Source organism: Duganella kummerowiae (genome assembly GCF_053572355.1).
The window spans coordinates 415,578-428,661 of the sequence record NZ_JBKFEH010000010.1 but is presented as its reverse complement, the minus strand read 5'-3'; the positions used below and the strand labels follow the sequence as shown (position 1 = coordinate 428,661).

Sequence of the window (13,084 nt, the reverse complement as noted above, 5' to 3'; positions counted from 1 at the left end):
CTGATGAAACCAGAAATCTCCGTCGTCATCCCGGTCTACAACGAACAGGCCGGCCTGCAGGCCCTGTTCGACCGGCTGTATCCGGCCATGGACGCCATGCACACCTCGTACGAGATCGTGTTCGTCAATGATGGCAGCCGCGACAATTCCGTCTCCATCCTGGCCGAGCAGTTCCGGGCCCGGCCGGACGTCACGCGCGTGGTGCTGTTCAACGGCAACTATGGCCAGCACATGGCCATCCTGGCCGGCTTCGAAGCGGCGCGCGGCGAGATCATGGTGACCCTGGACGCCGACCTGCAGAATCCGCCCGAGGAAATCAAGCACCTGGTGGCCAAGATGCGCGAGGGCTACGACTACGTGGGCTCGATACGCCGCAAGCGCCAGGACGTGGCCTGGCGCACCTATGCCTCCAAGGCCATGAACCAGCTGCGCGAGCGCATCACCAACATCAAGATCACGGACCAGGGCAATATGCTGCGCGCCTACCACCGCAACGTGATCGACCTGGTCAACCAGTGCGGCGAGGTCAACACCTTCGTGCCGGCCCTGGCCTACCGCTTCGCGCGCAAGCCGACCGAGATCATGGTCGAGCACGAGGAGCGTGCGGCCGGCGAGTCCAAGTACTCGCTGTACAGCCTGATCCGGCTCAACTTCGACCTGGTCACCGGCTTTTCGCTGGTGCCGCTGCAATTCTTCTCCATGATGGGCATGCTGATGTCCATCATTTCCGGCCTGCTGGTGACGGTGCTGGTGATACGCCGCCTGTTCCTGGGCGCCGAGGCCGAAGGCGTGTTCACCCTGTTCGCCGTGGTGTTCTTCTTCATGGGGGTGATCCTGTTCGGCATCGGACTGCTGGGCGAGTACATAGGCCGCATCTTCCAGCAGGTGCGGGCGCGGCCACGCTACGTGATCCAGACCATATTGCAGCAGGTGCCGGGCGCGCAGCAGCCGCTGCTGCCCGAGACCGGTGAAAAACGCACGGTGGCGCGCGATGCTTGAGTCCGAAGCCATCTCCCTGCCGCAGCGCCAGCGCGCTGTCGTGTTCGCCTACCACAACGTGGGCGTGCGCTGCCTGAAAGTGCTGCTGGCCGGCGGCGTGGACGTGGCCCTGGTGGTCACCCACGAGGACAGCGCCAGCGAAAACATCTGGTTCGAGTCGGTCATCAGCCTGTGCCGCAACGAGGGCATCCCCTACATCACGCCGGACGACGCCAGGTCGCCAGAACTGCTGCAACAGGTCAGGGACGCCGCGCCCGAGCTGATGTTCAGCTTTTACTACCGCCACATGCTGCCGGCCAGCCTGCTGGAAGTGGCGCCCGCCTTCAACATGCACGGCTCGCTGCTGCCGCAGTTCCGCGGCCGCGCGCCGGTCAACTGGGCCGTGCTGCACGGCGCCGAGGTAACCGGCGCCACCCTGCACGAAATGACGGTCAAGCCGGACGCGGGGGCCATCGTGTCGCAGGTGGAAGTGCCCATCCTGCCTGACGATACGGCGCACGAGGTGTTCGGCAAGGTCACGGTGGCCGCCGAGCAGTGCCTGTGGCGGGTGCTGCCGGCCCTGCTGGACGGCAGCGCGCCGCGCCTGCCCAACGACTTGACGCAGGGCGGCTACTTCGGCGGGCGCAAGCCCGAGGATGGCCGCATCGACTGGTCGCAGCCGGCCCTGCAGGTGTACAACCTGCACCGCGCCGTGGCCCCGCCCTACCCTGGCGCCTTTACCGACCTCGGCGGCGTGCGCTATGTGATCGAAAGGGCCAGGCTGGCCGGCCACCATCGTGGCAACTTCGGCAATGTTGTTTCCCTGGGTTTGCCACCGGGCTTGGCCGTGGTGGATAATTGCATCTTTGGCGTTTGCGGCGATGGCCGCATGCTGGCCATTTCCGCCCTGACCGCCGATGGCCACCCCATCACGGCCGAGCAGTTGCAGTCCCGCCTGGCCGCCCTGTCGGCCACTGGCGGGCAATGAACATTACGAGAGAATTCATATGAAAAAAGTCCTCATCCTCGGCGTCAATGGCTTCATCGGCCACCACCTGTCGAAACGCATCCTGGAGACGACCGACTGGCACGTGTACGGCATGGACATGAGCACCGACCGCATCACCGACGTGCTGGAAAACGAGGCCTACAAGTCGCGCATGCACTTCTTCGAAGGCGACATCACCATCAACAAGGAATGGGTGGAATATCACGTCAAGAAGTGCGACGTGATCCTGCCGCTGGTGGCCATCGCCACCCCGTCCACCTACGTCAAGGCGCCGCTGCGCGTGTTCGAGCTGGACTTCGAGGCCAACCTGCCCATCGTGCGCTCGGCCGCCAAGTACGGCAAGCACCTGGTGTTCCCTTCGACCTCGGAAGTGTACGGCATGTGCCACGACGAGGAATTCGACCCCGAGCACTCGGAACTGATCTGCGGCCCCATCAACAAGCCGCGCTGGATCTATTCCAACGCCAAGCAGCTGATGGACCGCGTGATCTGGGGCTACGGCATGGAAGGCCTGAACTTCACCCTGTTCCGCCCGTTTAACTGGATAGGCGCCGGCCTGGATTCCATCCACACCCCGAAGGAAGGTTCCTCGCGCGTGGTGACCCAGTTCTTCGGCCACATCGTACGCGGCGAGAATATCTCGCTGGTGGACGGCGGCCACCAGAAGCGCGCCTTCACCGACATCGACGACGGCATCGACGCCCTGATGAAGATCATCGAGAACAAGAACGGCGCCGCCAGCGGCAAGATCTACAACATCGGCAACCCGGTCAACAACTACTCGATCCGCGAGCTGGCCGGCATGATGCTGGCACTGGCCGAGCAATATCCGGAGTACGCCACCGGCGCCAAGCAGGTGCAGATCGTGGAAACCACTTCCGGCGCCTACTATGGCGAGGGCTACCAGGACGTCAAGAACCGCGTGCCCAAGATCACCAACACCTGCGAGGAACTGGGCTGGAAGCCGACCACCACCATGGCCGAGGCCCTGAAGAAAATCTTCGACGCCTACCGCGGCCAGGTGGCGCAAGCCCAGGCGCTGGTGGACTGAGCCTTGACGCTATCCGCGCACGAGGACCAGCCGCTGCTGGTGCTCAAGATCGACGTCGACACCTATCGCGGCACCCGCGAGGGCACGCCCAATCTGGTGCGCATGCTGACCGCACACCAGGCCCAGGCCACCTTCCTGTTTTCGCTGGGACCCGACCATACCGGCTGGGCCCTGCGGCGCGCCCTGCGCCCGGGCTTTTTCAAGAAGGTGTCGCGCACCTCGGTGGTCGAGCACTATGGCCTGAAAACCCTGATGTACGGCGTGCTGCTGCCTGGTCCGGACATCGGCAAGGCATGCGCGGCCGAACTGCGCGCAGCGCGCGACGCCGGCTTCGAATGCGGCATCCACACCTGGGACCACGTGCGCTGGCAGGACAATGTGGCCAGGGCGGCGCCGGGCTGGACCACGGCCATGATGCGCCAGGCCCAGCAGCGCTACGAGGCCGTGTTCGGTAAGCCTGCCCCGACCATCGGCGCGGCCGGCTGGCAGATGAACGCAGCCGCCTTCCGCGAGCACGACACGGCCGGCTACGCCTACGCCTCGGACGGCCGCTGCGTACTGAACGAGGACGGCAGCCTGGCCCATCCGTCGGACGGCCCGCACCGCCTCAGCGACGGCGGCCAGGTGCTGTCCTGCGTACAGCTGCCGACCACCCTGCCCACCCTGGACGAGCTGCTGGGGCGCGAGATCGATGGCGTGGAAATCAGCACCGCCAACATCGCCGATCATTTGCTCAAGCTGACGGCGAACCAGCGCCGCGACCACGTCTATACCCTGCACGCCGAACTTGAAGGACAGAAACTCGCCCCCATATTCGAGCGGTTATTGGCTGGGTGGAAGGCCCAGGGCTACCGGCTGGCGTCCATGGGACAGTATTATGCGAAGATCCAGGGCCAGCCGCTGCCGGTGCGCCCCATCGCCTGGGGCGAACTGCCGGGCCGCTCCGGCCAGCTGATGATACAGGGCGCGGCCTGAGGGCGCGCCGCCTGGTAGCGTTGCCAGCACCGATCCAACGCCGAAGTTCACACAGGAGATAAGCCGTGGCTGCTAGCCCCACCGTCGTTGCCCCCCCGTCGCCCGTCGCCGATTTCAGCGCCCCCATGACCGGCGGCCAGACCTTCCAGCTGTCCGGCCGTCCAGCGCGCAGCACCGTGCTGTTCTTCTACCCCAAGGACAACACCCCGGGCTGCACCACCGAAAACATGGCTTTCCGCGACCTGCATGAGCAGTTCCGCGCGGCCGGCGCGGAAGTCTATGGCGTCAGCCGCGACTCGCTGCGCTCGCACGAAAACTTCAAGGCCAAGCTGGGCCTGCCGTTCGACCTGATTTCCGATCCGGAGGAAGCCCTGTGCACCCAGTTCGGCGTCATGAAGATGAAGCAGCTGTACGGCAAGACCGTGCGCGGCATAGAGCGCAGTACGTTTGTGATTGACGCTAACGGCCAATTGGTGAAAGAATGGAGAGGCGTGAAGGTAGCAAGCCACGCCGACGAAGTGCTGGAATTTGTGGCGCGTCAGAGTTAGGCGGGCCACAGTCCGGAGTTGCTCAACCGTAGCAGAAACCCAGTGTAGCGCCAATTGAGTCATCACTGTACCTCTTCATTCAACCCACCCACCATGGTGGCCTCGGCCACCACGCGGTACTTTCCGGGCCTTGACCGGCCCGCCGGCAGTCTTATATTCCCTTACCACCAGCATCCACCCCATCCGGCCGGGGCGCGTCCGCTTGCGCGCCGCGCTGCCTGCCCATGGACGGATTCCTCAGTAATTCTTAGATCGAGATCCTGATGCCACTGCCAAAAATACCAAGTAAGCCAGCGACTATACTGTTGGCAAAAGATTACCCCCAAGCGACAGGCACCCGCCCGGCCCAGCCCGCCATAGCTACCGTGGCCGACGTTGCCCCCGCGCCGAAGAAGGCGGCGCCCGTCAAGGCAGTTCCAGTCAGCAATACCAAGCCCGCCGCAGCCCCTGCTGCGCCGGCAGCGGCCGCGCCTGCGGCCAAGCCCGTCAAATCCAAGGCCGTGGCCGCCGTGCTGCAAGCCGCGCCCGCCATCCTGCAGGCGGCCCAGGAAGCTGCCGCCGCTCCCGCCGCAACGCCGGCCGCCAAGCCCGTGAAAGCCAAGGCGCCGGCGCGCGCCAAGGTTACCCCGATCAAGGGCGAGGTGGCCAAGCACAAGCCGGCCGAGGTCAACCTCAAGTCGTCCACCAGCCGCCAGGCCGACCGCAGCGGCCTGACCAAGCTGTTCGTGCTGGACACCAACGTGCTCATGCACGACCCCTCCTCGCTGTTCCGCTTCGAGGAACACGACGTCTACCTGCCCATGATGACGCTGGAGGAGCTGGACAACCACAAGAAAGGCATGACCGAGGTGGCCCGCAATGCGCGCCAGGTCTCGCGCACGCTGGACGCGCTGATGTCGGGCACCGACGACGACGCCATCGAGCAGGGCATCCCGCTGTCCAAGCTGGGCAACAAGGACGCCAAGGGCCGTTTGTACTTCCAGACCCGGCTGCAGAACGCCGACCTGCCGGCCGGCCTGCCGGTCGGCAAGGCCGACAACCAGATCCTGGCCGTGGTGCGCTCGCTGGAAGGCGAACAGGAAGGCCGCCCCGTGGTGCTGGTGTCCAAGGACATCAACATGCGCATCAAGGCGCGCGCCCTGGGCCTGCCGGCCGAGGATTACTTCAACGACCACGTGCTGGAAGACACCGACCTGCTGTACTCGGGCATCGTGCAGCTGCCGGACGACTTCTGGAACAAGCACGGCAAGGACATGGAGTCCTGGCAGGAGAACAAGAACGGCCAGAGCGCCACCTTCTACCGCGTCACCGGACCCTTCATCCCCTCGCTGCTGGTGAACCAGTTCGTATTCCTGGAGCCGAACAATGGCGAGGCGCCGTTCTACGGCCAGGTCAAGCAAATCAACGGCAAGACCGCCGTGCTGCAAACCCTGCGCGACTACAGCCACAACAAGAACAGCGTGTGGGGCGTCACGGCGCGCAACCGCGAGCAGAACTTTGCCCTCAACCTGCTGATGAACCCGGAGTGCGACTTCGTCACCCTGCTGGGCCAGGCCGGTACCGGCAAGACCCTGCTGGCCCTGGCCGCCGGCCTGGCGCAGGTGCTGGAGACCAAGCTGTACAACGAGATCATCGTCACCCGCGTCACCGTGCCGGTGGGCGAGGACATCGGTTTCCTGCCCGGCACCGAGGAAGAGAAGATGTCGCCCTGGATGGGCGCCTTCGACGACAACCTGGAAGTGCTGAACAAGTCCGATTCCGACGGCGGCGAGTGGGGCCGCGCCGCCACCCAGGACCTGATCCGTTCGCGCATCAAGATCAAGTCGCTCAACTTCATGCGCGGCCGCACCTTCGTCAACAAGTTCCTGATCATCGACGAGGCGCAGAACCTGACGCCCAAGCAGGTCAAGACCCTGGTCACGCGCGCCGGTCCCGGCACCAAGATCCTGTGCCTGGGCAATATCGCCCAGATCGACACGCCCTACCTGACCGAAGGGTCGAGCGGCCTGACCTATGTGGTGGACCGCTTCAAGGGCTGGTCGCACAGCGGCCACGTGACCCTGGCGCGCGGCGAACGCTCGCGCCTGGCCGACCACGCGTCCGACGTGCTGTAAGCCGGCTGAGTCCGCCGCAAAGCCCCGCCCGCAGCAATGCGGCGGGGCTTTTTCTTTGTTTTGTCCACTACACGCCACAAACGCCTTGATACCGCCTGCATCCTGTATGACACTGGGTATGCAGGGCCGGTGCAGCCTTGCCGCACACAGCTGAGGCAGACATGGACATCCCCATCTTGATACAGAAGGACGGCGCGAGCGAGTACGGCGTCACCGTTCCCGACCTGCCAGGCTGCGTCACCAGCGGTGAGACAGTGGACAAGGCAATGAGCAATGCCGCCAAGACCATACACCGCCACGTCGGCCTGCTGGTCGAACAGGGGCGGCCGTTCGAGATCCGCCCCACCACCGTGGAAACCCTGTCGCGCGAGCCGGACTACGCCGGCGGCATCTGGGCCCTGGTCAGCCTGGACCTGGCGCGCCTGGACGATCCGCCCGATTGAACTTGACCTTCCCATGGCGGGAAGGAGTACAGTACCGCCATGTGCTATCGAAGGAGGGTTTCATGTATCAATTGCAGGTGGAAGACATGAGCTGCGGCCACTGCGTGGCCTCGGTGACCAAGGCGGTGCAGGCCGTGGACGGCGGCGCCAGGGTGGAAGTGGACCTGGCCGGCAAGACCGTCAAGGTCGACAGCGGCAGCCCGCTGGACGCCATCAAGGGCGCCATCGAGGATGCCGGCTACCCCGTGACGGCGTCACACTAAAGAGCTTTTGTTTGGATCGGGGGCGATGCAACGCTGCCGCCCGATACCAAATTGTCTCCTTGCCGTATCAAAGCCGCTTGCCGGGTTAAATGATCTACTCTCGACTGAATACGTTCCCGTAGTTGCGAACTCGTGGCTTTATAACCCAGCCGCCTTGCGACCGTTTGAACGATCTCGTCAACAGTGGCGCCGAAGTTCTTCTGTACCACCTGTTCGATAGCGATATCGAGTTCCTGTGGCGGCAGCATCTCAGGCTTCCTTAGGCCGTCCGATTTCACAGCGCTTCTGTCACGCACAACTATTTCGCCGTCGGTGCGCGAAATAAAGCCACCGTGCAATTTCAGTCCTTCCACTTGCAAGGCCACGCGCATGCCACGCTCGATGGCCGCTTGTATCCGCCCGCCGGCTCGTTTTAGGCCCCAAGCACTGCGCAGGCGCACAACAATCTCGTCCACGTGTACAGGAGCTTCGATTAAAGCCACGTGGCGAATGAGATCCGCCAAGGTCGAATCTGGCGCCTCATGCAGTTCACCAACTCCAACAGGAGGGGCAGGGCTGGCCTCGACGTATGCAACGCTGTTGCTGTCGAAATGTGAGGACGCTATCAGTCCTATTTCCGTAACCTCCCCGCGATCAATCGTTACAATTTTAGGGACGGTTCGCGGCATCGCCTTGTGCTCCCCTTCTACGACATCGATGGCAGCCTTCGCTGCCTGAATCGCGGTAACCAACGTCTGCAATTGTTCCTTGGGACGCTGGAACCACTCAGTGCTCCAGATTCGGTGAATGACCCAGCCATGATCCTCTAGCACGGCCTGCCGCAAACGGTCCCGGTCTCGTGCCGACCGCGAGCTATGGTAAGAAGCACCATCGCACTCTATCCCGAGCAAGTATCTGCCTGCATTATCGGGATCGACAACCGCAAGATCAATGAAGAATCCAGCAATACCCACTTGAGGATGCACTTTGTAGCCCAGTTGCGTTAATTCTTGAGCAACCTGCGCTTCAAAACCGCTATCGTAATCCCGTCCCGACAACGTAGGGATATCCAGCTTACCAGTCCGAGCAAATCTCAGGAACAGTTTAAAGGCAAACACACCTTTTCCTTTGCCGCGCTCCAGATCAATATCCTCGTCAGTAATGGAGGAAAATATCTCGCAGCGGCGTTTGGCCCTGCTGATCAGCACATTCAAGCGACGTTCTCCACCATCCGCACTGAGCGGACCGAAGCGCATCGCCATGTACCCTTGAGCGTTCTTACCATAACCGACAGAGATGAAGATGACATCGCGTTCATCCCCTTGCACGTTCTCCAGATTTTTTACAAAAAATGGCTCGCTTGGATGGGTACTAAAAAATCCCTCAGTATCAGGGCTCTGTCGTCGTAGAACCTCAAGCTGGTCTAGTATTGCTTTCCGCTGCCTAACGGAAAATGTTGCGACGCCTAGTGACAGCTCTGGGGTGACGCGCGCGTGCTTAATGATGGCTTCAGCAATGGCAGCTGCCTCCAGCTGATTTGTGCCGGTATTACCGGAGTCAAATACCCCCTCGGGAAGGTGCCGAAACAACAGGCCCATCCCTGCTTCGTGCGTATATGGACTTGGCACAATGAAGAGCTTGTTCTCGTAGAACTGACTGTTGGATACTGCAATCAGCGATTGATGCCGGCTGCGATAATGCCACCTCAGCATACGCTGCGGCAGACCCCTGGCCGAGAATAAGCCGAGAATGCTTTCCACGTCGGAGACTTGCGCCTCGTCTCCATCGTCATCATCCTGCTGCCCGGTCACCTTCGAGAAGAATTTTGTCGGTGGTAGCTGGCGCTCATCGCCGACCACTACAACTTGACGACAACGTGCCACCGCGCCAAGAGCATCAACAGGCTGGATCTGACTCGCCTCGTCCATTACCAACAAGTCGAAGGTTAATTTGCCAGGCGGCAGAAATTGCGCCACAGAGAGCGGACTCATCATCATCACAGGCTTCAGTGCTTGTACCGCGGGCGCAGCCTTGGCCATCAACTGCCGAATTGGCATATGCCCGCGACGTCTGACCATTTCGCCACGCAATACGCCCAGTGGTCCAACGGCACCGGTTCCCTTTGGCATGCGGCGGTAATGAGCCTTGACCACCTCTAAGCTGGCAGCCTTGATTCGCTGCCGGTCCATGGTCACAAATTCGGCCACGTGCCGGCCATGGAGAGCCCCATCAAACCGGCCTAATTCCGGCTCTTGGGCGAGTTGACTCCTGAAGAGCGATTCATAATATGCCATTTCGAAAGTCGGCTCAGCGGCGACGGGCTGCAATTGCCCGGATTCCAGCTTGCCGACCAAATCGCCCAACCCTAACCAGCACGCCTTCTCGGCACGGTCCTTGTAAGCAACCCACTTTGACAACTGCTCGGAATGTTGCACCCACGCGGTGAATCGCCGCGCGATATTGTCCAACAGCACCTCATGTATATCCGCACTATCGAATAATTTTGCCGAGTTTGTTTTGAGGTCATTTTGCAGCGATACCAACTCCGCAAGGAATGCATCGACGAGCGCCGCCAGCTCTTGCATCTTTTGATATGGTTCTGCTCGATCTAGTTGGGCAGCACAGACTTTGCGGATGTCCGCATTGTCCCTAACCCACTGAACTGTCTCGGCCAAGAGCTGCCAGTTGGATGCCTCATGCTGCCAATAATCGCCAAACGCAGCCTGACACAAGGCGCTGTTCTCGTCGAGCACGCGCCGCGCGCCTTGTGCAGCATCCAATTGCGCTAACAAATGCCGACGCGCCATGCATGTCGCAGGAACCGGCGATACTAATGCTGCGAATTCGGCATCGATTGCCACGAACATTTGAACGGCGCCGACGAGATCATCTATGGAAATTGATTCACTGGATGCAGTGTTCGGGAAAAAAACCGCAGCAACGCCGTCAGCATCACGCCATAATGTCTGGACAAGCGGCAGAAGCTGCTCAAAAATCGCCTTAAGCTGCGACGTAAGCGACCGCAGCGCACCCTTATCAGTAACCTGAACAGCCAGTAATCGCGGCTCGTTGCCGAGGCCCCTAAGGCTGCGCATCCACTCGACCAGTCTTTTGAGCGGTTCTGAAGAGGACCGTTCCGAACGCCAGTCCGGCCCGAATGCCGCACGACCAAAATCATCTTGCTTGATAATAAGCTCACGGCACTTCTGCCCTTGGGCCAGGGAATCCAGAAGCTCAAGCTGAGTTGGCAGCGGTACGGAAGGATTCTTCAGGAAAGACTTGACATAAGAATTCGCCCTACGCCAATCACTACTAAAGAAACGGAATAAACCCTGCCCATGCATGGCTAAAGTCTGCCTGGCTCCTGCCAGATCCACATCCCAAGCGGCGTCCGTAAGATGGCTGCTCAACCGCGCCCGCAGTTCAGCAAGAATGCTTATGTTGTCAGCAAGCTCTGCAGCTTGCTCAACGCCCTGATCCCACACGGCAGAAACCAGCACGTCATGGCCAACATCTGGAGCCTCGGTAATCCGTTCAGCCACTGAAATTTTTCTGCGTATCGCGGCAATGGTATCCGGTTCAGCCCAGCCCAACTGGGCTTTAAACAAGGCAAGTGAACTCAAGAGTCCGGGCAAGAGCTTTTTTATCTGAAGCGGTGCTGCGAATGAGCACGCGTCAAACTGATCTGGCAAAAGCTCTAATCTGGACTGCAAGGAACTCACGTCGGAATTCCATGCCACCGGCAGGATATGTTGAGATAAAAATCCAGCCAACTCATCCCAACGAACACCAGCCGCAATAACCTGATCTAATTGAGCAATCGCAGTTTCCCAACAATCCGCAGCCAACGCATGCCCACTGATTGGGGGCGCGCTAGCTATGCGGCGGCTTAACACCACCAGAGGTTCCACAGCTGCCAGACTGCTCGGTGCCGGGATCTGCATCCGGGTGGCCACATGCTTATAACCTCCCTGGATCACAGAGAGACGCTCACTAAGGCCTATGATTTTCCGTATCGACCTGTCCACATCGGTCGGGAAAATAACATTCAGTCCAACACCATGCCATGGATGGGCATCGGGGACACCAATGTCGGTAATCCGCTGTGCCAGTTCGCGGACCAGTTTGAGCCGGTCAGAGAATCCATCTGCCGTCCAATCAGACGCATTGGCAAGCTGGAGGTCAACAGGACTCCCCAGTGTCCGTTGCAGTCGCACCAGCTCACCAATTACTTGGTAAGGAGTCAATCCAGCACGATCATGAGGCCGATGAAGTCTCCGAGCATGCGCATTCAAAAGCGCTCGTCCAATTTCCAGACGGGCATTTAGTGTAGACTCGAAGTCTTCCTTAGGAGGACCAAGCTCGAAGGTTCGACGTAGCTCTTCAAGTAATATACGTTTGTTGGCCTTATTGCTGTGCAGTTCCAGACACGCGTCGCCCACACCGGCATGGTCCAAACGACGCTTGACCACTTCCAATGCGGCCATTTTTTCCGCGACAAATAGGACCGTCTTGCCATCGGCAATCGCTGATGCAATCACGTTCGCAATCGTCTGCGATTTCCCCGTCCCTGGAGGTCCTTGAATTACCAGATTGTGACCTTTTCTCACATCATTGACCGCAAGTGCTTGCGAACTGTCGCAGTCAACGATATGAGTGAGATCGGGCACCGGAATGCAGGCGTCGAGATCAACCTCATCAGACAATAACGAACCAGCACTGCTGAATCCGGTGCTAAGTAAGCCGCTAATCAACGGCTTCGACAACAGCCCTCCCTCCTGAGCCCAAACTGCTGGGTCCAAATCTCGATACATAAGGAATTTAGCGAAAGAGAACAAGCCGAGTACGATATCGTCGGGCTGAACAGACCAGTTTATCTTGGACTTAACAGCGTCTGCCACCGCATCGATATAACTGGACACGTTGAGCTCGTCGCCGGTCTCGAAGACGGGCAATGTCAGACTATGAACTCGCTCGAGATAGGCCTCAAGGGACAGATTTGCCGCCACGTCCTCCTGCCGCCATTTCAGTTTAAACTGCTCTGCCGCGTTTCCACGCTCCAGGTTGACCGGTACGAGCACAAGAGGAGCATAGCGTATGTTTTTTTCGTTACTGGGATCGACCCACTTCAACGTGCCCAAGACCAAGAACAGAATATTAACCCCTTGCTCCTCCTCTAGCGTGCGCGCATCGAAATAGAGCTCGAGCAGCCGTCGTTGTAACCCCTTGGAGGTAAGCTTAGTTTGGAGCTTTGTATCAACATGTCGGCTAAGCACGCCATGCTCGTTGACGCTGTCGTCATCCGGTTGAGCCAAGTCGGTAATTTCATCCTCATCATGTTGAGCGCTGGCGCTCACTGAGGCCGCACGTCCTGGAAGAAACGTGAAGGTCTTTCCTTCTGTGACAAGTATCCGATAGATCTCGGACGACTTTTCGTCCACTACCTCGATCACTCTCGCAGACTTGGCTGAACGAGGGATGTTGAGTAACCTATTGCGCGCGGAAAGATCCAGTAGGTCGGTCCTGGCCCGTTCAAGCTTTTGCTCGGGACTAAGCCCTCCCTGCAAAAAGCTGGACGACTGTAAATCCTCAACTACTGGCATGGCTTCTCCTGGCAGGCAAATGTATTATTTATTTTAAAACACATTTAATGCCAGAATACCACTACAATCGGCAAATCGGCCCGATGAGATGGAATTTGAACAAAAAGCCACACCCGAAGTC

The 13,084-nt window shown here is 60.0% G+C and carries 9 protein-coding genes; 8 read left to right on the top strand and 1 reads right to left on the bottom strand.

Going from position 1 to position 13,084, the window contains the following annotated elements; all coding sequences use genetic code 11:
- The first annotated feature begins 3 nt into the window (after positions 1–3).
- The 8 genes from ACLB1G_RS15555 (at position 4) to ACLB1G_RS15520 (ending at position 7,381) form a co-directional block, all read left to right on the top strand.
- The gene (locus ACLB1G_RS15555) at positions 4–999 is read left to right on the top strand and encodes a glycosyltransferase (RefSeq protein ID WP_491628129.1); all 996 of its coding nucleotides are present in this window, start codon (positions 4–6) and stop codon (positions 997–999) included.
- A complete protein-coding gene (locus ACLB1G_RS15550; RefSeq protein WP_491628128.1) occupies positions 992–1,966 on the top strand; it encodes a formyltransferase in 975 nt (324 codons plus the stop codon). The genes ACLB1G_RS15555 and ACLB1G_RS15550 overlap by 8 nt, the downstream gene beginning before the upstream one ends.
- A gap of 19 nt (positions 1,967–1,985) precedes the next feature.
- Positions 1,986–3,038, top strand: a complete 1,053-nt coding sequence (locus ACLB1G_RS15545; RefSeq protein ID WP_491628127.1) for a bifunctional UDP-4-keto-pentose/UDP-xylose synthase — start codon at positions 1,986–1,988, stop codon at positions 3,036–3,038.
- 3 nt (positions 3,039–3,041) lie between these two features.
- Positions 3,042–4,013: a polysaccharide deacetylase family protein gene (locus tag ACLB1G_RS15540; protein ID WP_491628126.1), complete on the top strand. Its 972-nt coding sequence runs from the start codon at positions 3,042–3,044 to the stop codon at positions 4,011–4,013.
- Between the two features lie 65 nt (positions 4,014–4,078).
- Positions 4,079–4,561, top strand: a complete 483-nt coding sequence (locus tag ACLB1G_RS15535) for a peroxiredoxin (protein ID WP_491628125.1) — start codon at positions 4,079–4,081, stop codon at positions 4,559–4,561.
- Positions 4,562–4,824: 263 nt separating this feature from the next.
- A complete protein-coding gene (locus ACLB1G_RS15530; protein WP_491628124.1) occupies positions 4,825–6,675 on the top strand; it encodes a PhoH family protein in 1,851 nt (616 codons plus the stop codon).
- Between the two features lie 161 nt (positions 6,676–6,836).
- Entirely contained in the window at positions 6,837–7,118 is a 282-nt protein-coding gene (locus ACLB1G_RS15525) for a type II toxin-antitoxin system HicB family antitoxin (RefSeq protein WP_491628123.1), read from the top strand.
- Between the two features lie 62 nt (positions 7,119–7,180).
- Positions 7,181–7,381, top strand: coding sequence for a heavy-metal-associated domain-containing protein (locus tag ACLB1G_RS15520; protein WP_491628122.1), 201 nt, complete (start codon positions 7,181–7,183; stop codon positions 7,379–7,381).
- Here the strand turns inward: ACLB1G_RS15520 and ACLB1G_RS15515 are convergent.
- Positions 7,378–12,963 (bottom strand): DUF3320 domain-containing protein, encoded by a 5,586-nt coding sequence (locus tag ACLB1G_RS15515; protein WP_491628121.1) that lies wholly within the window; start codon positions 12,961–12,963, stop codon positions 7,378–7,380. The two genes, ACLB1G_RS15520 and ACLB1G_RS15515, sit on opposite strands and share 4 nt — an antisense overlap.
- Positions 12,964–13,084: the final 121 nt, after the last annotated feature.